We start from the raw sequence: 20,602 nt of genomic DNA on the forward strand, positions 1-20,602 counted from the left end.
GTCACTACAACCGCGCTCCCAAACCCATCAAGTGGACCTATCGCGACCCCAACCATCGCATCTATTCCGATACCAATGTCACTGTTACAGGCCACTAGTATCTTCAGCCTAATACTATCGAAGCCCAAGCGGAACTTTTCATACATTATGGCCGCGGCGTCGATGTTAGCGCCAGTAGGGGGATTGAACTCGATGGAGTGAGGTTGGGCGCGCGAGCACTCGTCGCATATCCGAAAGCCTATCCTTGTGATTTCTCGAAAATAGCGCCGGGTTCCGGCTAACCTCTCCCCGCATTCAAGGCACTCCATCAGTCGACCAAACGCTCGATCGCCCGCTATACTGTCATCGTTCCGAGAAATCGAAGCTAGTCGCGGTAGTGTCATGTCGTCAAGCGAGGAATCATTTCACGTCTATCAGCGCGCGAACGTAGAAGCGAAGATGTGGCAAAGCCCGGGGTCTCTCCAGGCACTCGCTGATTCAAACCTCGCCCGGTCGCTCCAACGTAAATTGCATTCGAAAACATCATTTTGCGCCATCGCGCCTCAGCCGCGCCGGTATGGAGCGGACGTTGGCGCGCGATCTCGGCTATCATTGGGTGCGACGTAGCGCGGGCAAACGCGAATCGGAAACTGCTTGAGCCTGAATTAGTTGTGACACGCCGCGCGCGTGCCGTCTAAGGCTGAACTGTTCACCCCGAAAAGCAAATGCGTGAGTGCCTGCGCTCCGCTGCGGTGCGATCGACGAGCATGTGATCGCGATCGTCAGCCGACGCCGTGCTGCTTGAACCATGCCTCCATCCGCTTCCATCCGTCTTTTGCCGCCGCGGGCCGATAGCTGTCGCGATAGTCCGCGTTGAAGCCGTGCGGCGTGTCGGGATAGACCACGATTTCCGACGGCTTGCCCGCCGCCTTCAACGCCGCGCGCATCTGCTCGATTTCCGCCATTTGAATCGAACTGTCATCGCCGCCGTACAATCCAAGCACCGGCGCATTCAGCCGATTCACCAACTCGAGCGGGCTCTCGGATGACGCGTCGCTGCCATGAGCCTGCAGCGGCCCGTACCACGCGACGCCCGCCTTCACCGCCGGATTGTGCGCCGCATAGAGCCACACTTGCCGCCCGCCCCAGCAAAATCCCGTGATTCCGAGGCGCGACGTATCGGCCTTGCCAGTGCTTTTCGCCCATGCCACCGCCGCATCGAGATCGCTCGCGACCTGCTTGTCCGGCACCTTTGCGACGACCTTCAAAATTTCCTGGATGCTGCTCAGTTGCGATACGTCGCCCTCGCGCGCATGCAGCGCCGGCGCGACCGCAAAGTAGCCCAGCTTCGCGAGCCGCCGGCAGATATCCTTGATATGTTCGTGAACCCCGAAGACTTCCTGCACCACCAGTATCGTCGGAAACGGTCCGCCCGTCGCCGGCATCGCGCGATACGCCGGCATCTCGCCGTCCGCCACCGGGATTCTCACTTCCCCCGCGACCAGCCCGTTCGCGTCAGTCGTGATCGTTTCGGCCGCCACCGGCATCACCGCCAGCGCGAACCCGGCCGCGAGGCTTCCGACCACGAATGCCCGCCGCGTGATCTGATTTTCCAACACCGTCCGCCTCGCGCCGCGATCGTCTCGATCCATCGCTCTTCCTCCGCTCGCTTGCCGATTAAGCTTAAGGGCCGATCATTGAATGCGTCAATTCAAATCCCCGGCCATTCGCCATCCTTGCCGCGCCGACTTCCCGATTGGTAGCGTGGCGTGCCACCGCTCGATTCGCAGGAGGGCCGCTTGGGTTCAAAAGTGCAGCCGGGCCATCAATCTCGATCCCGAACCGCTCGGACCGACGCGGTATCGATCAACATCCCGGAGCTCGATCTCACGCCCGCGATGATGATCGAGCGGGCGCGCGCGATGCGCCCGATCCTCCGCGAACGCCAGGACCGATGCGAAGCCGGCGGCGAATTGCCGGCCGCAACCAACGACGCGTTCGTCGAGGCGGGCTTCTATCGAACCGTCCAGCCGCGGCGCTTCGGCGGCTACGAATTCGACGTCGAGACGTTCCTGCGCATCATGATCGAGATCGCCCGCGGATGCCCTGCCAGCGGATGGGTCCTCGCGCTCACCGCCGGTCATCCGCTCGTGATGGCGCGGTTTCAGGAATCGGCGCAAATCGAAACCTACGGCGCCGACGGAGAATTCCGCGGACCGTTCGCGCGCTCATCCGCGATCGCAACTCCGGCCGACGGCGGCTTCACGATCCAGGGATTCTGGGATTACGCCTCCGGATGCGACATCGCCACGCACTTCATCGGCTCCGCCTTCCTCGACGGCGAACCCGGCAAGCCGCCGCGCCAGATACTGCTGTTGTTCGATCGCAAGGATTTCTCGATCGTCGATAACTGGCAGATGTTCGGGATGCAGGGCACCGGCTCTCGCCGCGTCGTCGTCGAAGAGCCAATCCTCGTGCCGCACTACCGCACTATTTCGTGGGACCTGCTCGACGGTCACCGCGCGCCATGGCCGATCCCGCGCGGCCTCGACAATCCGATGTATCACGGACGCATCACGAGCTTTCTTGTCGGCGAAGCGACCGCCGTCGCCGTCGGTATCGCTCGCGGCGCGCTCGACTTGTATGAAGATCTGCTCCGCACGAAGAACACACCGTTTCCGCCGTTTGTGCTTCGCGCCGACAGCTACGAGTTCCAGCAATACTTCGGCAAGGCGCACGCGCTCGTCGATACCGCCGAAGCGGCGCTGCTCAAGTTTGGCCAGGATTTCGTCGAAGTATGCGCGCGTCACGTCGAAGATAACGCATCCTTCAGCGGCGAGGTCGAGCGCCGTCTTCTGATCATTCTGCAGCAATGCGTGAATCTGTGCTGGGAGGCGGTCGATCTAATGTTCACGACCGCCGGCACTACCGCCGCTCGCAAAGACTCGAAACTCGGCCGCCACTTCCGCGATCTCGCGGCGCTCCGCACGCACGTCACGCTGCAACAATCACGCACCGCACTGAACTTCGCGCGCCTCCATCTCGGCTTGCCGCCCATTTCCCCGATGTAGCCCGGCGCGCACCGGAGCGGAAAATACATCCGAAACCTCACGCAGGTGGAGTTTACCCTGAGGCTCTGTCGAAGGGGGCTTCCCGAGGCAAGTAGGATGCGCGCTACGCGCTGTTAGTAGGCAAGTCGTAAGGCCAGTAGTTACGATCGCACCAAACACTGTTATCTGTCGCGCACCGGGTCGGTTCGCCGCATGCTCACTTGGGACTTTTGTGCGTTGCGATCCACCACGTATTGCCGCATCGATCCTTGATTCCGCACACGCGGTCGCCCCAGGTCATGTCGGCCGGCTCCCTGAGCGACGTCGCGCCAAGTTCGAGCGCGCGCTTATATGTCGCATCGACTTGCGGAACGTAAACCCACGTCGCCGCCGCCATCGATGAATCCGCAAACCATCCCGAGCCAACCATCACTTTCGCGTCGCCGATCTGCAGTTCCGAATGAAGCCCCGACGGATCCGGCGTTCCTCCGCCGATTAGCTCGGCGCCAAATGCCTGCTTCAGAAATTCGATCAATTGAACGTCGCCGAACAGATATGGCGTGATTGCCGTGAAGCCTTCCTGAACATGTTTTGCATCGCCATTCATTTTATAGTGCTCCTCTAACTACATCGCGAATCTTTCATCATCGCTCACAGCATCGGCGCTTCTTTTCCCTCTTATCCTTTACTAGCAGCGCGTAGCGCGCATCCCTGCCTTCCGCGTCCTTCCCTTACTTTCGCACAGCGGGCCGCTCGCATTTCTCCACTTTCTATCTCACCCTTTACTAGCAGCGCGTAGCGCGCATCCCTGCCTTCCGCGTCCTTCCCTTACTTTCGCACAGCGGATCGCTCGCATTTCTCCACTTTCTATCTCACCCTTTACTAGCAGCGCGTAGCGCGCATCCTATTGCCACGGGAAGCCCGAAACCTCGTGAGGTTTCGGACTCTTCTCCTCTCTTCTCACCCGCCTTGCTTCATTGCCCCGTCGAGGCGGCGCTGCATCTCCTCCGGCGCCACCACCTCGACCTGGCTCGAGATGAACCACAGATGCCCCGACGGGTCCGTCAGATGAGCATTGCGCTCGCCGAAGAACTCCGTTTCGGGCGCTTTCACCGACGTTGCGCCTGCGGCGATCGCGCGATCGTAAACCGCATCGACATCCTCGACATACAGATGAAGCGCGACCGGCGAGCGCGCGATCGATTGTGACTTGGGACTCAGCAGCCCCATCTCGGGAAACTCGTCGGCCAGCATGATCGTCGCCGCGCCAATCCTGAGTTCCGCATGGCCGATTCTTCCGTCGGGCATCATCAATCTGTAACTCTCCGTTGCACCAAACGCACGTTGGTAAAAGTCGATCGACTCGGCGGCGTTGCTCACGCTGAGACACGGCGCCAGCGGATTCGCCGGGTCCGGGACAGGATTCACTTTTGCAGCCATTGTTTTTCCTCTTCGTCGATTACTCAGATCTGAGATACCGAAGCTGCGGGTCGCGTGCTCAGTCGTCATCGCGTCACATCCTTTTTCACCGTCGCGAGATACCAGACGTTGTCGAATGGATCCTTCACGCCGGCGCCGCGATCGCCGTAGGGCGCATCCGATGGCGGGTAGAGCGACGTAGTCCCGGCGCCGATCGCTCGCTCGTCCTTGCGCCGACGTTTCAATGAAGCACCCAAGAGTCGCCTCTCATTATATAACCCGCCGGCGAGAGGAAAGGTTACGGCGCTCGAATGTTTTCGTTAAGCGTTCGCGCGCGAAGCCGAACGAAGAACCGCGGCAGGCCTCAATCAAGCTGCCTGCCGCGGGTACTGACTATGCGGAAATTATTGCGCTCTCAGTTCGTGAACGGGATCAGCTCGATTCGCCGGTTCTGCTTGCGCGTCTGCGGAGAATCGTTGCTCGCGACGAAATTCTCGGCGCCGAATCCGCGCGGGATCAGGCGATCTGACGCGATCCCTTGCGTCTCAAGGTAGGCCTTCACGTTCTCGGCGCGCTTCTGCGAGAGCCGCAGGTTTGCTTCCTTGCCGCCGCTCGGCTCGCAGTAGGCGTCCACGTAAACTTTCTTGTTCGGCTCGCTCTTCAAGATTTCCACCGCCGCGTCGAGGACCGGCTTCGAATTCGGGCGCAGGCTCGCGCCATCCGCCTTGAAGCGCAGGCCTTCGAGCCGAATCTTCTCATCAGGATGCGCCGCGATTCCTGCCTCGGGCGCGTTACCGACCTGGGCCGTCTGCACCGTACCGTCCCGCGACTCCCGGCAAGCTGACAATGGAATGAGCAGGATTGCGATTGCGCCCAGAGCCGCACTTCGAGTGAACGATAGTTGAGCTTTCATGATCGCACGCCTCGATTAGCTGTAACTGCAATCGACGTGCCGCAAGGAATTGCCAGTGATTTTCAATCATCCAGTCGCGCGCCGTGTAAGATGTACAGAGTAAAGCCACTCTTTCACCGCCCATTTGGAAGGGAAACGATTGTCTTCTATTCGCGATACCTCGCTCGAATTAGCCGGCCTGCATATTCGTCCTTCCCGTGTCATTTCGAGCGCAGCGAGAAATCCCGGATCCGGCTTCCCTCGCCGCCTCGCTCACTCGGCATGACACGGAAAAGACTGCTACCACATCCATTCGTGTCATCCCGAGCGGAGCGAGGAATCCGGGATTTTTGTCCTAATACCTCGCCCGTTCCTTTCCGTCATCCTGAACGGAGGCTGCCGGAGTCGAAGGATCCCGATGCAATACCACACGAAGAAGAAGATCCGGGATTCTTCGCCTGCGCAGCCTTCTGCTCAGAATGACAACGGTGGTGCGATCGATCATCCGACAAAATCTTCACAAACTCTCATTCGCGTAGGTTCGCCACGCGCCTTTTGACTTTACGCCGCCGCGCTAGTATTGAAATGGCGTTCCACCATGCGGCATACGCCTTACTAGGTCCAGGTGATCGATCGCGTCCTCGCGCTGCTCGAAATTCTCGCCGCCAACGGTCCCGCGATGACGCTCGCCGAGCTTGCCCGCCGCGTCGAATTGCCCAAGAGCACCGCGCTCAGATTGCTCGCCGTCTTGCAGCGCCATCGCTTCGTCGAGCGGGAATCCAGCACCGGCGACTACCGCCTCGGATTGAAGCTGTTCGAGCTCGGCAGCCAGGCCGCCGCGCAGTTCGATTTCGGCGATCGCGCCCAGCCCTACCTCGACCGCCTGATGTCCTCGACCGGCGAGTCCGTCTTCCTCTCGGTGCTCGACGGCGCCGACGTGCGCGGCGAGCCGCTCGATTGCGGACATTTCATCCCGGAGGAAGCGCCCGAGGCGCTCGCCGATCGATTGCTCGCGTTCTTCGGCGACACCGCGATTCGATGACAGCGATAGCTATTTCGGCGGCGCGGTTATCTCGTTGAATGCGCGGATCGCTTCGACCGCGGTGGGGACGCCGCTGTACTGCGAGACGTGGACGATCAGTTCCTTGAGTTCGTCCGGCGTGATGCCGATGTTCAGTGCGCCGCGCATGTGCAATCGCAGTTCGGGACCGCGGCCGAGCGCCATCAGCGCGGTGAGCGTCAGCATCGAGCGCGTCCTGGTCGGCAGTCCGGGGCGATTCCAGATCGCGCCGAACAGTTGCTCGTTCAAGAAGGTGGCAAAGCCTTCGTCGAATTTCTTTAGAAATTCATTGCCATCATTCGCGGCTTTCTCGCCCCACAGTTTGGCGCGAAGTTCCATTCCCTTTTTTGCGAGATCGTCAGCCATCACGAGTACCTCCGAGTTGCTTGAGTCGAATGTGAAAATCTAGCTGCGCACTTTGACGCCGGCGCGACCTTCCTGCAGCGTGAATGATACCGATGAATCCTTGTCGCCGAGGCCGCGCGCGATAGCCTCGACCAGGTCCTGCTCGACGATGTTCGCGAGCGGCATCGGCACGTCGATTTCGCGCGCGAGCTCGGTCGCGAGTCCGAGGTCCTTGCGCGCGAGCCTGAGCGTGAACGCGACGCGATCGAAGTTATCGCGCAGTACCATTTTGCGCATCACGCCGCGCAGCATCGCGCCCTGGCCGTATGCGCCGTTCTCGACCGCGCTCACCAGAGTCTCGGCGGGCACGCCGGCCTTGACGCCCATCGTAAACGCCTCGGCCAAAAGCTGCACGCTGCCGAAAACGATCATGTTATGAACCAGCTTAGCGACGCTGCCGGAGCCGATCGCGCCGATGTACGCCACCTTGTCGCCAATCGCGTCGAGCGCCGGCTTGATCCTGCGATAGGCGGATTCGTCGCCGCCGACCATCACCGACAAGGTTGCGGCGCGCGCGCCGGCGATGCCGCCGCTGACGGGCGCGTCGAGCATCGCGACTCCCTTGCGCGCGAAACTCGCGTGGATGCGCCGTATCACTGTCGGCGAATTGGTCGAGAGGTCGGCGTAGATGCAGGTCGCGTCGATTCGTTGCAGGATCCCGTCTGCACCGAGCGCGACTGCTTCGACTTCTTTCGGTCCGGGCAGCGAAGTGAATACCAGTTCGCTGGATCCGGCGGCGTCGGCAGGCGACGCAGCCCATCGCGCGCCACCTTCGAGATGGGCGCGGGCGCGATCCCGCTCGATGTCGTGCACCGCCAATGTGTGGCCCGCTTTCAGCAGATTGAGCGCCATTGGCCCGCCCATATTGCCCAAGCCGATAAATCCAATTCTCATGTTTCAGTCTCCTGCGGGATTTTGATTGCGCCCAATCGCGATGCCTTTGAATTGTTAGAGCACCGACGCACCGTCCGGCAAGCGCCGCGATAGTTTGGCGATCAGATCGCTTGACCCGCAACCCAGCCGCTCGACCACGCCCATTGAAAATTGTAGCCGCCGAGCCATCCCGTCACGTCAACCGCTTCGCCGATTATGAAGAGGCCGGGCACGGTGCGCGCTTCCATCGTTTTGGACGACAGCGCATCGGTGTCGATGCCGCCGACGGTGACCTCCGCTTTGGGCCATCCTTCTGTACCGACTGGCGTAACTGACCAGCGTTTCAGTCGCGCGGCGACGGAAGTCAGGTGGCGATCGGGAAGATTGGCGATCGGTCCTTCGTGCGGAACCGCGTCTGAGATTGCGGACGCGAGCCTGGCCGGCAACATTTCGGCGAGCACGGTTTTGAGTTCGGCCTTCGGGCGCGTACGCTTGCGATCCTTCAGAAACGAGTGGGCGTCGAGCGGCGGAACAAGATCGATCGCGATCGATTCACCTTCGCGCCAGTAAGATGAAATCTGCAGGATGGCGGGGCCCGACAATCCGCGATGAGTGAAGAGGATGCTCTCGCGAAAGCTCGTGCGGCCGCACGAAACGATCGCGTCGGCGGAGACACCGGTGAGTTCCCGGCATAGGTCGAGCGTCGTGCCTGAGAACCTCAGCGGGACAAGCCCCGGCCGCGGCTCGATCACGGGCAAATCGAAACGGCGCGCCGTCTCGTAAGCAAAATCGGTCGCGCCCATCTTTGGGATCGAGAGTCCGCCGGTGGCCAACACCAGCGCCCGTGCCGTGAACGTACCCTGGCCAGTATCGATGCGAAAACGATCGCTTCGCGTGATCGATGTGACGCGATGCTTCACGCGCAGATCGACGCCGGCGGCGGCGGATTCATCTAGCAGCATCGCGAGGATATCGCGCGCGGAGCGATCGCAGAAAAGCTGGCCCAGAGTTTTCTCGTGATACGGGATCCGATGGCGCTCGACCATCGTTATGAAATCGCGCTGCGTGTAGCGGCTGAGCGCGGACTTGCAGAAATGCGGATTGGCGGAGAGGAAGCGCTCGGGTGCGACCTCGAGATTGGTGAAGTTGCAGCGGCCGCCGCCGGAGATGAGGATTTTTGCGCCGGCTTGATCGTTGTGCTCGAGCAGCAGTACGCAGCGTCCGCGCTGAGCCGCCGTGATCGCGCACATTAACCCGGCCGCCCCGGCGCCGATGACGACTACGTCAAAGTTGGCGGGCAATGTTTCGCGCAGCTACTGACTGCTCCATACGAGTCGCTCGGCGCTGTACGGATCGTTCTGGACGCGGCACTCGTTGTCGAACATCATCGTCGGCCGATTCTCGGTCGAATAGGCGGGCCACGCTGGTATCTGGTCGTTGTTGGGATCGCCGGTGCGCGCGAATGCGATCCACGTCCGGCTCATCCTTTCGGCGAGCGCGAACCGGGTGGGCGCGTCGCCGCACAGTGCCGAAGTTTTGACGGTGTCGAACACGAACGGGATTTCGAGCGCGTGCGGCGACTTGAGTACGCCGTTCAGCGCCGGCGTCTCCCACGTGAACATGTACACGAAGACCGGCGCCGCGTGTTGCGCGACCTTGCGATCCGCGATGATGAGCGACGGGATTCGCATCGACTGATCGGTCGCGATCGCGAGCACGATGTCGCGTCGCGAGTCGTGCGGACGCGCTTTGGTGTAGCCTTCGATCAGGTGATCGGCGCGATCGCCGACCATCATTTGCACTCGATCGCGCATCGCCGCCGCATCCAATCCGTCGAGCCACGGCGCAAGTCCGAAGAACAGCGTCATCTCGTCCTTGTTGGTGCCGATCATCAGCGGCACCTGCGCTGAGATCGCTGGAGCGACGGGCTCGAACGGTCCCGCCGGCAGATGCTTGCCATCGACCACTGGATTGAATCCGACGCGGCGGCGATTGGCAAAAGACATCACGCTGAACTTCCTCAGCACCGCCGCTTGCGCGCTCAGAAGCCGCTCCGCCGGGATTGTGCGAAGCTCGCTCGTGCGCTCTTTGCCGAGGCCGAGTTCAGCCAGGACCTCTCGCGCGGTCTCGGCGCCGTCTTCGCGGCTCGCCATCTGCACCGCCGGTCCGCTCTGGATGATCGCCTTATGAAAGAGACCGTGCGCCGCGGGCATCGCCATCAGCACGCTGACTTTTGCGCCGCCGCCGGACTCGCCGAAGATCGTCACGTTGCCGGAGTCGCCGCCGAACGCCGCGATATTGTCGCGCGCCCATTCGAGCGCCGCGACGATATCGAGCATCCCGGCGTTGCCCGACGACGCGAAGTCAGCTCCGCCGAGTTCCTCGAGATGCAAGTAGCCGAATGCGCCGAGGCGATGATTGATCGTGACGACCACCACGTCGCCCTTGGCGGCGAGATTGCCGCCGTCGTACCAGCCCGACGAACCGGAGCCCGCGATGAATGCGCCGCCGTGGCACCAGAACATCACGGGGCGTTTGCGATGGTCGTTCACTGCGGGCGTCCATACGTTGAGGACGAGGCAGTCCTCGCTCATCGAGAGCGGCTCGGTCGCGAACAGCTTCAGCAATTCGGGCGAGAGCGCGAACGCGTCGTCGCTCTGCATCGCGCGCGGTCCGAAGGCGAGCGCGTCGCGCACGCCGGACCACGGCGCTGGTCGTGCGGGTGGCATGAAGCGATGCGCGCCGTTGGGAGCCGCGCCATACGGGATGCCCTTAAAAATGTTGATCCCGCCTTCCGTGATTCCGCGAACTTTACCGCCAGCCGTATCGACCAAAACGTGTTGTGCCATCGCGCATACCTCCGCCGCGTGAGTGATATCACAATTTGCAAAAATCCCGCGACTGGATCATAGTCGCGCTGATCGTCGGGTTAAGAAGCAACTGCTACTTACAACTCATTGGGTGACTGGATGTTAAACGCGCGTGTCGGCGCGGTGACGCGACGGTTCAATGCGACTCGTTCCTATGAGCCATATGACTGACTGTGAGATTTTGCATACACATAATCCGAGCGAATTGGTGGGAGGTCTCCAGCCAGTTGCTTCGAGTGCGGAGTCGAATTGCGAAGGCTTTCGGGTCGAGCGTTACGATATTGGAAGCTGGGGCCCCACGCCGAAGTTCGCCTATTCCAATTGCCATGTCCTCTCTCTTCAGCGCGAGGGCTTCAGCGAAGAGCCGCAAGCTACGGTAGGTCCGGGGGAGTTGGTGATTTGCGCCGCGGGCGAGGAGCAGGCGCGCTACAGTTTTCGACAGGCGCGCACCACAGTTGCGGTGCTGGGCCTATCGTTTATCAAGCGCGCGGTTCGCGATGCGATAAACGTCGATTCGCGGGAGCTACGGTCCAATCGGCGGACTCGAGACGAGCAGGTCGAACGGTTGATACTTGCTGCTGAATCCGAGATCGAGTCGGGGATGGCTGGGGGCCGAATGATGATCGAGTCGCTCGGCACCGCGCTGGCGATTCATCTCCTGACGCATCACTCCTCGAAACGGACAGCCTCGCGTGAATACGGCGCGATGCCGAGCCATCTACTGCGCCGGGCGGTTGAATTCATACACCACAATCTCACCAGAAACCTGAGCTTGTTTGAACTGGCTTCCGAGGTGGATATGAGTCCGTATCATTTCTGCCGTTTGTTTAAACGCAGCACCGGCCTGTCTCCGCATCAGTACCTGCAACGAGAGCGAATCAGGCGCGCCCGCGATCTGCTCGCGGAGCATCGGCTGACCGTGGCCGAGGTGGCGGGCGAACTTGGTTTCAGCGATCAGAGTCATTTTGCGCGGACCTTCAGCCGCAGCGTAGGCGCGACGCCAAGGGATTACGCAAACGCTCATTCACGGGCAAGTGGCGATTGCTCAGCGCCAGACGCTAAGAAGTCTAAATTGCGCAAGAATCGGCGAAAAATAGCACCAATCTTCTAGAATCGCATCTTGGATAAAGGCGATCCTCGGCCAACTATCGCCAGCCGCAAACCTGGGAGAGCAGAGGCCAGGCGGCTCGATAAAAACGCATAGGTAGGGGTCGGGTGGATGAGCTTTTTCGTGACGTTAACCGGCAGCGAGGGACGAATTTTAGTCAATCCCGACTGCATCGCGATGTGCGAAGAACGGAAGGCGGAAACGCTCATCACGCTCAGGTCCGGCCAAAAAATCAGCGTCAGCGAGAGTCTATCCAAAATCGCGAAGTTGTGTGAAAGCTTGCTGCAGTGACACCGGGCGACATTTCTCGAAAGGTTCGCCCGAAGATGTCCGTGCTTGCCAAGGATCTCGGAGAACGGGAAAATAACTTTGCGAATTTGCGCTTGACGCGCTCAAGCGGTACGGTACCGATAGCCTACTTTTAAGATCGAATTCCTGTACAGATCATTTTACCTGCTGAGAACCGTGCGATGAAGAAACAGCGGCGGTTGGGTGAGGTCATTAAAGCGCGGCGCACCGCGATCGATATATCGCAACGCGAACTGGCGCATCGCGTGGGAGTCGAAGGCTCGCACATCGCGTTCATCGAGGCGGGCCGGCGGCGGCCCTCGCTGGCGCTGTTATTTCGGCTCGCGCAGAACCTGGATATAGACCAGCAGGAACTGTTTCTGCTCGCTTACCCTAACGCAGCGGCCTTCATCGAACCCAAAGACGCGCCACTGGCCGAAAGCCGCGAGGCGGTATGGCGCCGTTTTTTGGCGACCGCTCCGCGCTATTCTGTCACCGCGGGCGAACTCGCGATCCTGCGGAAGATATGCCTGCTCGGGAGGATCTCATCGCCGAGTGCATATCGTTCGATACTCAATTCTATCCGTCAGGCATTCGAAACAGACTGATCCCAGACGAATTGCCGAGCGCTGGCTTCAATTCGCCGCCCAATGCAATTGAGGCTCTTGAGTTGGGGGTCGCGCTCTGCGAATACCGTGATCGGGAGCGTCGATCATGGTGATTCAAATTTACAGTCTGACTTCGGTGGCTGACGCGATTGCGACGGCGGACGTAGGTGCGCATCTGATTGGCGTGGTGGTGGCGGAGGCAGGCGTCGTGGCCGAGGCGATCGATGCGGGCAGGGCGCGCGAAATTCTCGCGGCGATCCGGCCGCGGGCGCGCGGCGTTGCGCTATCGCTGTCGGACGATCGCGACGAGATTTGCGCGATGGTCGATAGCGTGCGGCCGGATATTTTGCACGTAGTGGCGCGCGAAATTGAACCCGAAGATTGCGCGTGGATTCGCCAGCGGATCGCGCCCGTGCAACTGCTGCGCGCGATCGCGGTGCGGGCGGGCGAAACGATCAGCGAAGCCGACACGCATCAGAATTGCGTTGACTACCTGATGCTGGATTCGGGCGCGAAGGGACCGCCGTTTCTCGGCGCGACTGGCGAAACGCACGAGTGGTCAGTGAGCAGAAACGTCGTCGAGCGCTCGCGGGCGCCGGTGATCCTGGCGGGCGGCCTCTCGGCGGAGAACGTCGCCGCGGCGATCGCGCAGGTCAGGCCGTGGGGCGTGGATTCGTTCACGCATACCGACATCGTGGGGCAGCGCGGGAAAAAGGACCTCGCGCGAGTGCGCGCGTTCATCGCGGCGGCGATGCGCGGATTTGCGGATGCGATCGATGCGTCGAAGAACTGAGCGAGCAAGGCGAGCGACTGAGGAAACCAGCGGCGGCAATCAATCGAGCGTTTTGTGAAAGCGCAAGGTCGCGAGGGTGAGCGCGCCGGCGCCCAGCAGCGCCATCGCAACCATCTGCGGCCATAGCACATCAAGGCCAACTCCTTTCAGAAAAGAACTGCGCAAGACGATCAAAAAGAAGCGCAACGGATCGAGATAGGTCACCAAGCGCAGCGCTTGGGGCATGCTTTGTATCGGGTAGCCGAATCCCGACAGCATGATCGCAGGCGTGACGAAAAAGAAGCCCAGCGAAAACGCTTGCTGCTGCGTCGTACACAACGTCGAGATGAGCAGGCCGACGCCGAGCGCGCTCGAAAGAAAAAGGATGGTACCGAGCAGCAGCACGAGCGGGCTACCGCGGAACGGAATCTGGAACCAGAGCGTCCCTGCAATCGACACGAGCATCAGGTTGCCCAGTCCCACGAGCAGGAACGGAAGCGTTTTGCCGATGATCAGTTCGGCGGGGCGAATCGGCGTGACCATCAGTTGCTCGAGCGTTCCGATTTCGCGCTCGCGCACCAGAGCAAATGCGGTCAGCGTGATCACCGAAAGCAGCAGCAGGGTGCCGATAACCCCGGGCACGAAGAACCAGCGGCTCTCGAGATTGGGGTTGTACAGCGGACGTTCCTCGAGCTGGATGCGCGGCGCGAAGTGGACCGCGGCGGGGATGAGGCGTCCGGCGCGCTCGAGTTGGTAATCGGCCGCATACTTAGTTGCTATTTGATTTATATATCCGATGGCTATCAATGCAGTATTCGAATCGGTACCGTCGAGAATGGCCTGGACGGGAGCAGTCTCGCCCTTGCGGAGCAACGCCGCAAACCCCGGATGAATCTGCAATGCCAACACGACGCGGCGATGGTCGATCAAATCGGCGATTTGCGATTGATCGGTGAGTACCGCGCGAATCCGGAAGCGATTGCTGGAGGTGAAGCGCTCGAGGAACTCGCGGCTTTCCTGGCTGCGATCGAGATCGAGCACCGCGGTCGATACGTGCTTAACTTCGTAGGTCGCCGCGTAGCCGAATATCAGCATCTGCAACAGCGGCGGTATTATCAGCGCGAAGCGCGCCCGCCGATCGCGAAACAAATGGATGAACTCCTTGATCAGAATCTGATGCAGCCGCTCGATCACGCCGCCACCTCACACCAGCGACTTGTGAAACGATCGCTTGGCAAGCAGCACCATCAGCACGGTGTAGAGGCTGAGCGCCAAGGCTGGGACCGCGAGAACTCGAAGTCCGTTACCGCGCAGAAACACGCCCTTCAAAATGATGATGTAGTAGCGCGCCGCAACGATGTAGGTGACGGGTCGGATGCCTACGGCCATCTGATCGATCGGAAACGTGAAGCCCGACAGCAGCATCGAGGGCAGGAACGCGGCGACCAATCCGATCTGGCTGGCCGCGAGCTGATCGCGGGTGATAACTGAAATCCAGAATCCCAAACCTAAGATTACGGTCATGAAAAGTCCGGAACCGACGGCCAGCGTCACGATCGAGCCGCGGAAAGGAACCTCGAACCACCAGACGGCGACTGAGACGCAGATCGCGGTGTCGAACATCCCGAGTGCAAAATACGGAATCAGCTTGCCGAGAATCAGTTCGAGCGCCGTCACCGGCGTCGAGATCAATTGCTCCATCGTGCCGCGTTCCCATTCGCGAGCGATAGTAAGCGAGGTGAGCAGCGTGCCCACCACCGCCATCACGATCGCGGCGACGCCCGGCACGATGAAGTTCTTGCTTTCGAGATCCTCGTTGAACCAGGTGCGCGTTTCGATCGAAATCGATGGATTCACCGCCGGCGCATTGCTGCGGCGGAAGAACGCTGCCTGGATGGCGGCGCCGTAACCAGCCAGGACTCCTTGCGCATAGGCGATCGCGATCTGCGCGGTGTTCGCGTCGGAGCCATCGACCAGCGCCTGCACCTTGACCGGGCGGCCGTCATGCAGGCGCGCGGAAAAATCGTGCGGAATCACGATCGCGAGCTGACAGCGGCCGTCGTCGAGCGCCGCGTGGAGCGCGCGATAGTCGGTCACCATCGCGACCAGCTTGAAATACTCCGACGATTGAAACCGCTTCAGCAGATCCTGGCTCGCGGGGCTGCCTTCGCGATCGAGCGCGTACACGCGGATGTGCTTGGTGTCGAGGTTGACGCCGTAGCCGAGCAGCGTCATGAGCATCAGCGGCATCACGAGCACGATCAGCAGGCTGCGGCGATCGCGCACGACCTGCAGCACCTCCTTGCGCGACACGGCTAGCATCCGGTGGAAATTCATGGCGAGGCCTCCGCAGAATGATTCGCGGTTCTCCCGCTGGTGAGTGCGACGAACGCATCTTCGAGACTCGGTCGAATCGCTTGCAGGCGCGCGACGCTGATTCCCGCGCTCTCGAGCACGCGGCGAACCTCGTTCGCGATCTCGTCGCTCGACACCACCAGATGAAGCGCGTTGCCGAACACCGCGGCGTCGCGGACGCCATCGATCCTGTGCACCGCTTCGATCGCGTCGCCAAGGCGATCGCATTCGAGCAACAGCAGCGAGCCGTCGATCGCGCCGATCTTCAACTCCGTGGGCGTGCCGAGCGCCACCAGCGAACCGCGATACATCAGCGCCAGCCGGTTGCAGTATTCGGCTTCGTCCATGTAATGCGTGGTCACAAAAATCGTGACGCCTTCGTCGCTCATGCTCTGGATAAGTTCCCAGAAGAGGCGGCGCGATAGCGGGTCCACGCCCGAGGTTGGCTCGTCGAGAAATACGATCGGCGGCCGATGCAGCACAGCGCATCCGAGCGCGAGGCGCTGTTTCCATCCGCCCGACAGCGCGCCGGTGAGACTCGATTCGCGGCCGCGGAGGCCTGCCATCTCGAGCGCCCAGCCAATTCGCTCCTTCACGATTTCGCGCTCCACGCCGTACATTCCGGCAAAGAAGCGCAGGTTCTCGAGCACGGTGAGATCGGCGTACAGCGAAAATTTTTGCGACATGTAGCCGATGTTGCGGCGAATCAATTCGGGCGACTCGACGACGTCGTAGCCCGCGACCGTCGCACGGCCGGCGGTCGGATGCAGCAAGCCGCACAGGATTCGGATCGTCGTCGATTTGCCGGAACCGTTGGGGCCGAGGAAGCCGAACACCTCGCCGGTGCGAGTTTGAAACGAAATGCGATCGACGGCGGTGAAGTCGCCGAATTTTTTGACGAGATTTTCGACCTCGACCGAATAGCCGTTGGAGTTCATTGGAGCGCACCGCCAGCCGGCGCTTCGATTGGCGCGCCACGATGCGCCGCGTCTTCGCGCACCGCCTCGACAAACAAATCCTCGATGGTCGGAACGGCGTGAACGATCTCGTCGAATGGAATCTGTCGCGACTTCAAGCGCGCGCTCAATTCGGGGATGCGCCGCTCGGCGTTATCGACAAACAGATGCACTGCGTTGCCGACCAGCACCACGCTCGCGACTCCCTCGGCGATAGCGAATTCGTCGCGCACGCGGCGCGCCTCCGACGAAACGATCGAGACGACTGCGCCGGGCATCTGCGCCTTGAGATGGGCCGGCGTGTCGCAGAACAGCAAGCGCCCCTGATGCAGCAGCGCAATCCGATGGCATCGCTCGGCCTCGTCGAGATACGCGGTCGAGTTGACGATCGTGACGCCTTGCCCGGCCAGCGAGTAGAGCATCGCCCAGAATTCGCGGCGCGAAACCGGATCGACGCCGTTGGTCGGTTCGTCGAGCAGCAGCACGCGCGGCGTATGAATCAGCGCGCAGACGAGGCCGAGTTTTTGCTTCATCCCGCCCGAGAGCTTGCCGGCGAGGCGCGCGCGAAATTCGCTCATCCCGCAGGCGACGAGGAGTTGCTCGGAGCGCGCGGCGCGATCGGCTTTGCGCACGCCGAACAGGTCTGCGTAAAAACGGATGTTCTCGTCCACGGTGAGATCTTCGTAAAGGCCGAAGCGCTGCGGCATGTAGCTGATCAGTTGCTTGACGCGTTCGGGCTCGCGGACGACGTCGCAGCCCGCGACCGTCGCGCCGCCTTCGTCGGGCGCGAGTACGCCGGCGAGAATCCGCATCGTGGTGGTTTTGCCCGCGCCGTCGGGACCGACGATTCCGAAGATTTCGCCCGCGCCGACCTCGAAGCTAAGGTGATCGATCGCGCGAACACCCGGATAATTCTTGACCAGTCCGCGAATGCTCAGTTCGGGCTCAGTCACGACTGTCACCGCGCTGCACCGGCGCGCCCAGATGAATCGTTGCGTCGGCGGGCATCCCGGGCTTGAGTTCATGATTCGGATTCGCGACGTCGATCTTGATTCGATAGACCAGCGTCACGCGCTCCTTGTGCGTCTCGACGCTCTTGGGCGTGAACTCCGCCTCGGACGAGATGAACGAAATCTGGCCGGGATAATTGCGGTCGGGATAAGTATCGGTGTGAACCGTCGCGGACTGGCCCCATCGGATGCGGCCGAGATCGGTTTCGCCGATGTAAGCGCGGAGCCAAACGTGATCGAGATCGGCGAGCGTGACGACCGGCGTGCCGGGTTGCATCACTTCGCCGAGTTCGGTCTGGCGCGTGAGTATGACGCCGGAGAAGGGCGCGCGCAGCGTGGTGTAGCCGAGCATGATTTTGGCGAGTTCGAGATTTTCGCGCGCGCTCCGGATGTTGGCGTGAGCGACCGCGATATCCTGCTCGGCGGCATGCTGCATCGCGAGGTCGCGCTGCATCGCGGCCTTGCCCTGCTTGAGCGCGGTCTCGGTGCGATCGCGCAGCTCGGCGGAAATTACCTTTTGCTGCCAGAGCTTCGTGCTGCGATCGTGATCGAGCTGCTTTTGCGCAACGTCGGCCTCGTCATTGGCGATCGTCGCGCGCGCGGCCTCGAGCCGGCGCATCGCGGAGATGAGCTGCTGTTCCTGCACGCGCAGAGCCGCGTCGTTGATCGCAACCTGCTGGCGATAGTCGCTGTCGTCGAGCCGCGCGAGCAGCGTACCGGCAGTGACCCATTGCCCCTCGTTGAAAGGCAATTCGATCACGCGCGACTGCACGGCTTTGAAGCCAATCACGCTCTGATGCGCTTCGATATTTCCCGAGACGAGCAGAGTATCGGTGGCCGCGGGCTTGAGCAGCAGCGGCGCGAGGAACCATCCGGCGACGGCGAGCGTCGCAGCAACGACGACTACTACGATTGCCCTCTTCATCGGAGTCCCGCCAGTTTTCTCGATTGGTGAATGCGAGGCTTCAGGCGCGTCGCGCCGACCGGGGAATCAATCCGCCTCCGATTGGCTTTGACTGCCGCCGCCGAACGCGCATCCGGGTCGATGCTCATGCGCTCGCCGATCCAGCGCAAAAACGCGGCGCGCCTGCGCACGAAGCGCGGATCACCTGGCTCCATGCCGGTGATCAGGCGAATCATCTGCGGCATCACCATTGGAAAGATCACCAGCGCGAGCATCGAGATGAATAGCTGTGCCAGGTCAACCTGCTTGGGCAGAAATCCATCGCGCTGCGCGCGCCGCAGCCGCGCCACGGCCTTCTCGAACAGCGCACGCCGTTCGTCGGCGGCGACCAGTTTGCCGCGGCCGTTGTCGATCGCTTCCCATTCCATCAGGCGGACGAAGTCGAGGTCGGCGCCGGCGAGCTTGTACAGATAAAGCAGGGCGTCGGCGAACTTGTCGGGCGTGGAATCGATCAAGTCGGCCCGCTGATTGATCTTGCGGCGCAGCACTTCCCGGTAGAGATCCTGCTTGACGCCGAAGCAGTAGTAGAGCATCCGTTTGTTGACGCGGGCGCGGCGCGCGATCGCGTCAACGCGAGCGCCGGCGAAGCCCTTGGCGGAGAACTCGGTCAGCGCGGCGGCGAGAATCTTGTCGCGGGTGCGATTGAGGTCGCGGACATTAGCGCGCCGGGCTGCCATCGAAAGAATCCTTACCTCATTAACTGTCCAGTTAATAAGAATTAACTGATTAGTTAATTATGACTGCGTCCGCAGCCAGTCAAGAGGGTTCTGCACCCTCACCTGTCTCATCGCCTGAGGCGCCTCGACTTCGCTCAGGGCAGGCTCTCAACGGTTTGAAAGCGGGCGAGGAATAAGAGCGTCAGCGGCCGCTGAAGTTCGGCTCGCGCTTGCTCATGAAGGCCTGGATGCCCTCCTGGAAGTCGCCCGAGCGGAACAAGAGCAGCAATTGCATCAGGACGTGATGGGTATGCGATTCGAAATCTTCGCTGAGGCCGTGGCGAAAGAGGCGCTTCATCGCGCGAATCGCGAGCGGCGCGTTGGCGGCGATTTTCGAGGCCCATTGCAGAGCCTGCGGCATCAGATCGTCGTGCGGCACGACTGCGTTTGCGAGGCCCAGTTCGACTGCGCGGGCGGGCGGAATCTCGTCGGCGATGAAGCCGATTTCGCAGGCGCGGGCCCATCCGACGAGCCGCGGCAGATACCAGGTGCCGCCGCTTTCCGGGATGATTCCGCGCTTGGCGAAAGCCGGTACCAGCTTGGCGCGATCGCTGATGAGCCGCAGGTCGCAGCCGAGCGCAAGGTCGAATCCGTACCCTGCGGCGGGGCCGTTGATCGCGCAGAGAACGGGCAGATCGACGCGATGGAGCGTTACCGTCGGAATTTCGCGGGTGCTGATATGCGCCGCGCCGCCGCCGCCAGAGAGCACGCCGGCGCCGCCGATTCCGCGCCCGGCCGCGGCGTCCTTCAGGTCGAGGCCGCTGCAGAAGCCGCGTCCCTCGCCGGTCAAAATGATGACGCGAACATTCGGGTCGTTGTCGAATTCTTTCAGCGCTTCATTCAGATCGTTCAGCATCTCGATGCTGATCGCGTTCATCCGATCGGGGCGGTTGAGTTTGAGAATTCCAACGTGGTCCTTTTTTTCGACGAGCAGGTCGGCCATAAACGGTTGACTCCTTGTGGCAGCTTGCGGTGGCGCCCCGCACCGATCGATTGAGGCCGTTCTCCTCAAACCGCTCGATCGCACGGCCAAGGCGCGTATTCAATCGTCCTGCTAGTATGGTTTATGCGGATTTTTCTCTGAAATCAGACGTGCATAGCTTTGCTCGAGGTGAATTCGCGGCGCGTCGCTCTTCCGATGAGATCGCTAGAGTTGTGCTGTTGAAGAATTGAACTAGCTCGGCTCCGACGTCGCGGTTTAGTTCGCAGGCCATCATAATGGTCATACCTCTCGTACTTCGAAGCGATCGCTGTGCGCGGTGGCACAATAGACCGTC

22 protein-coding genes are annotated in these 20,602 nt (G+C 61.3%); 6 read left to right on the forward strand and 16 right to left on the reverse strand.

Annotated features, from left to right (window positions below; genetic code table 11):
* Positions 1-761 precede the first annotated feature (761 nt).
* Complete coding sequence (locus Q7S58_RS05670) at positions 762-1,631, reverse strand: dienelactone hydrolase family protein (protein WP_304821800.1); 870 nt, start codon at positions 1,629-1,631, stop codon at positions 762-764.
* Between the two features lie 147 nt (positions 1,632-1,778).
* Between Q7S58_RS05670 and Q7S58_RS05675 the strand changes: the two genes are divergently transcribed.
* Positions 1,779-3,050 carry a hypothetical protein gene (locus tag Q7S58_RS05675; RefSeq protein ID WP_304821803.1) on the forward strand — a complete coding sequence of 424 codons (1,272 nt, stop codon included), beginning with the start codon at positions 1,779-1,781 and terminating at the stop codon, positions 3,048-3,050.
* A 196-nt stretch (positions 3,051-3,246) separates the two neighbouring features.
* On the opposite strand, the gene Q7S58_RS05680 is transcribed toward Q7S58_RS05675, so the two are convergent.
* The 4 genes from Q7S58_RS05680 to Q7S58_RS05695 form a co-directional block, all read right to left on the reverse strand.
* Complete coding sequence (locus Q7S58_RS05680) at positions 3,247-3,636, reverse strand: glyoxalase/bleomycin resistance/extradiol dioxygenase family protein (RefSeq protein WP_304821806.1); 390 nt, start codon at positions 3,634-3,636, stop codon at positions 3,247-3,249.
* Between the two features lie 353 nt (positions 3,637-3,989).
* The gene (locus Q7S58_RS05685) at positions 3,990-4,469 is read right to left on the reverse strand and encodes a VOC family protein (protein ID WP_304821809.1); all 480 of its coding nucleotides are present in this window, start codon (positions 4,467-4,469) and stop codon (positions 3,990-3,992) included.
* A 65-nt stretch (positions 4,470-4,534) separates the two neighbouring features.
* A complete protein-coding gene (locus tag Q7S58_RS05690; RefSeq protein WP_304821813.1) occupies positions 4,535-4,693 on the reverse strand; it encodes a hypothetical protein in 159 nt (52 codons plus the stop codon).
* A 170-nt stretch (positions 4,694-4,863) separates the two neighbouring features.
* Positions 4,864-5,262: an OmpA family protein gene (locus Q7S58_RS05695; RefSeq protein ID WP_304821816.1), complete on the reverse strand. Its 399-nt coding sequence runs from the start codon at positions 5,260-5,262 to the stop codon at positions 4,864-4,866.
* A gap of 703 nt (positions 5,263-5,965) precedes the next feature.
* Here Q7S58_RS05695 and Q7S58_RS05700 point away from each other — a divergent pair.
* Positions 5,966-6,382 (forward strand): IclR family transcriptional regulator, encoded by a 417-nt coding sequence (locus Q7S58_RS05700; protein ID WP_304821819.1) that lies wholly within the window; start codon positions 5,966-5,968, stop codon positions 6,380-6,382.
* 9 nt (positions 6,383-6,391) lie between these two features.
* Here Q7S58_RS05700 and Q7S58_RS05705 read toward each other — a convergent pair whose 3' ends face one another.
* The 4 genes from Q7S58_RS05705 to Q7S58_RS05720 all read right to left on the reverse strand — a co-directional run bounded on the left by Q7S58_RS05705 (position 6,392) and on the right by Q7S58_RS05720 (position 10,527).
* Positions 6,392-6,766: a carboxymuconolactone decarboxylase family protein gene (locus Q7S58_RS05705; protein ID WP_304821822.1), complete on the reverse strand. Its 375-nt coding sequence runs from the start codon at positions 6,764-6,766 to the stop codon at positions 6,392-6,394.
* Positions 6,767-6,805: 39 nt separating this feature from the next.
* Positions 6,806-7,699, reverse strand: a complete 894-nt coding sequence (locus Q7S58_RS05710) for an NAD(P)-dependent oxidoreductase (RefSeq protein WP_304821825.1) — start codon at positions 7,697-7,699, stop codon at positions 6,806-6,808.
* A 101-nt stretch (positions 7,700-7,800) separates the two neighbouring features.
* Entirely contained in the window at positions 7,801-8,979 is a 1,179-nt protein-coding gene (locus Q7S58_RS05715; RefSeq protein WP_304821829.1) for an NAD(P)/FAD-dependent oxidoreductase, read from the reverse strand.
* 12 nt (positions 8,980-8,991) lie between these two features.
* Positions 8,992-10,527: a carboxylesterase/lipase family protein gene (locus Q7S58_RS05720; RefSeq protein WP_304821832.1), complete on the reverse strand. Its 1,536-nt coding sequence runs from the start codon at positions 10,525-10,527 to the stop codon at positions 8,992-8,994.
* Between the two features lie 637 nt (positions 10,528-11,164).
* Here Q7S58_RS05720 and Q7S58_RS05725 point away from each other — a divergent pair.
* The 4 genes from Q7S58_RS05725 (at position 11,165) to Q7S58_RS05735 (ending at position 13,345) form a co-directional block, all read left to right on the forward strand.
* Positions 11,165-11,659, forward strand: a complete 495-nt coding sequence (locus Q7S58_RS05725) for a helix-turn-helix domain-containing protein (RefSeq protein ID WP_304821835.1) — start codon at positions 11,165-11,167, stop codon at positions 11,657-11,659.
* Between the two features lie 108 nt (positions 11,660-11,767).
* Complete coding sequence (locus tag Q7S58_RS22075) at positions 11,768-11,947, forward strand: flagellar FlbD family protein (protein ID WP_370655459.1); 180 nt, start codon at positions 11,768-11,770, stop codon at positions 11,945-11,947.
* A 179-nt stretch (positions 11,948-12,126) separates the two neighbouring features.
* The gene (locus Q7S58_RS05730) at positions 12,127-12,552 is read left to right on the forward strand and encodes a helix-turn-helix domain-containing protein (RefSeq protein WP_304821838.1); all 426 of its coding nucleotides are present in this window, start codon (positions 12,127-12,129) and stop codon (positions 12,550-12,552) included.
* A gap of 106 nt (positions 12,553-12,658) precedes the next feature.
* Positions 12,659-13,345 carry a phosphoribosylanthranilate isomerase gene (locus Q7S58_RS05735; RefSeq protein WP_304821841.1) on the forward strand — a complete coding sequence of 229 codons (687 nt, stop codon included), beginning with the start codon at positions 12,659-12,661 and terminating at the stop codon, positions 13,343-13,345.
* Positions 13,346-13,384: 39 nt separating this feature from the next.
* On the opposite strand, the gene Q7S58_RS05740 is transcribed toward Q7S58_RS05735, so the two are convergent.
* The 7 genes from Q7S58_RS05740 to Q7S58_RS05770 form a co-directional block, all read right to left on the reverse strand.
* Complete coding sequence (locus Q7S58_RS05740) at positions 13,385-14,518, reverse strand: ABC transporter permease (RefSeq protein ID WP_304821844.1); 1,134 nt, start codon at positions 14,516-14,518, stop codon at positions 13,385-13,387.
* A 9-nt stretch (positions 14,519-14,527) separates the two neighbouring features.
* Positions 14,528-15,661 (reverse strand): ABC transporter permease, encoded by a 1,134-nt coding sequence (locus Q7S58_RS05745; RefSeq protein WP_304821847.1) that lies wholly within the window; start codon positions 15,659-15,661, stop codon positions 14,528-14,530.
* Entirely contained in the window at positions 15,658-16,617 is a 960-nt protein-coding gene (locus Q7S58_RS05750) for an ABC transporter ATP-binding protein (RefSeq protein ID WP_304821850.1), read from the reverse strand. The genes Q7S58_RS05745 and Q7S58_RS05750 overlap by 4 nt, the downstream gene beginning before the upstream one ends.
* Positions 16,614-17,597, reverse strand: coding sequence for an ATP-binding cassette domain-containing protein (locus tag Q7S58_RS05755; RefSeq protein WP_370655460.1), 984 nt, complete (start codon positions 17,595-17,597; stop codon positions 16,614-16,616). The genes Q7S58_RS05750 and Q7S58_RS05755 overlap by 4 nt, the downstream gene beginning before the upstream one ends.
* Entirely contained in the window at positions 17,581-18,570 is a 990-nt protein-coding gene (locus Q7S58_RS05760) for an HlyD family secretion protein (RefSeq protein WP_304821855.1), read from the reverse strand. The genes Q7S58_RS05755 and Q7S58_RS05760 overlap by 17 nt, the downstream gene beginning before the upstream one ends.
* On the reverse strand, positions 18,567-19,286 hold the full coding sequence (locus Q7S58_RS05765; RefSeq protein ID WP_304821858.1) for a TetR/AcrR family transcriptional regulator: 720 nt from the start codon (positions 19,284-19,286) through the stop codon (positions 18,567-18,569). Before Q7S58_RS05765 ends, Q7S58_RS05760 begins: the two co-directional genes overlap by 4 nt.
* Before the next feature lie 181 nt (positions 19,287-19,467).
* Complete coding sequence (locus tag Q7S58_RS05770; RefSeq protein ID WP_304821861.1) at positions 19,468-20,268, reverse strand: enoyl-CoA hydratase/isomerase family protein; 801 nt, start codon at positions 20,266-20,268, stop codon at positions 19,468-19,470.
* Between the last annotated feature and the right edge of the window lie 334 nt (positions 20,269-20,602).

It is taken from the genome of Candidatus Binatus sp., from assembly GCF_030646925.1.
Lineage (GTDB): Bacteria > Desulfobacterota > Binatia > Binatales > Binataceae > Binatus.

Excerpts from the sequence above, each read along its gene's own strand:
- Q7S58_RS05770 (WP_304821861.1), bottom strand. The coding sequence starts at position 20,268 with ATGGCCGACCTGCTCGTCGAAAAAAAGGACCACGTTGGAATTCTCAAA.
- Q7S58_RS05750 (WP_304821850.1), bottom strand. The coding sequence starts at position 16,617 with ATGAACTCCAACGGCTATTCGGTCGAGGTCGAAAATCTCGTCAAAAAA.
- Q7S58_RS05725 (WP_304821835.1), top strand. The coding sequence starts at position 11,165 with ATGATGATCGAGTCGCTCGGCACCGCGCTGGCGATTCATCTCCTGACG.
- Q7S58_RS22075 (WP_370655459.1), top strand. The coding sequence starts at position 11,768 with ATGAGCTTTTTCGTGACGTTAACCGGCAGCGAGGGACGAATTTTAGTC.
- Q7S58_RS05710 (WP_304821825.1), bottom strand. The coding sequence starts at position 7,699 with ATGAGAATTGGATTTATCGGCTTGGGCAATATGGGCGGGCCAATGGCG.
- Q7S58_RS05735 (WP_304821841.1), top strand. The coding sequence starts at position 12,659 with ATGGTGATTCAAATTTACAGTCTGACTTCGGTGGCTGACGCGATTGCG.
- Q7S58_RS05705 (WP_304821822.1), bottom strand. The coding sequence starts at position 6,766 with ATGGCTGACGATCTCGCAAAAAAGGGAATGGAACTTCGCGCCAAACTG.
- Q7S58_RS05765 (WP_304821858.1), bottom strand. The coding sequence starts at position 19,286 with ATGGCAGCCCGGCGCGCTAATGTCCGCGACCTCAATCGCACCCGCGAC.
- Q7S58_RS05720 (WP_304821832.1), bottom strand. The coding sequence starts at position 10,527 with ATGGCACAACACGTTTTGGTCGATACGGCTGGCGGTAAAGTTCGCGGA.
- Q7S58_RS05680 (WP_304821806.1), bottom strand. The coding sequence starts at position 3,636 with ATGAATGGCGATGCAAAACATGTTCAGGAAGGCTTCACGGCAATCACG.
- Q7S58_RS05670 (WP_304821800.1), bottom strand. The coding sequence starts at position 1,631 with ATGGATCGAGACGATCGCGGCGCGAGGCGGACGGTGTTGGAAAATCAG.
- Q7S58_RS05685 (WP_304821809.1), bottom strand. The coding sequence starts at position 4,469 with ATGGCTGCAAAAGTGAATCCTGTCCCGGACCCGGCGAATCCGCTGGCG.
- Q7S58_RS05745 (WP_304821847.1), bottom strand. The coding sequence starts at position 15,661 with ATGAATTTCCACCGGATGCTAGCCGTGTCGCGCAAGGAGGTGCTGCAG.
- Q7S58_RS05760 (WP_304821855.1), bottom strand. The coding sequence starts at position 18,570 with ATGAAGAGGGCAATCGTAGTAGTCGTCGTTGCTGCGACGCTCGCCGTC.
- Q7S58_RS05730 (WP_304821838.1), top strand. The coding sequence starts at position 12,127 with ATGAAGAAACAGCGGCGGTTGGGTGAGGTCATTAAAGCGCGGCGCACC.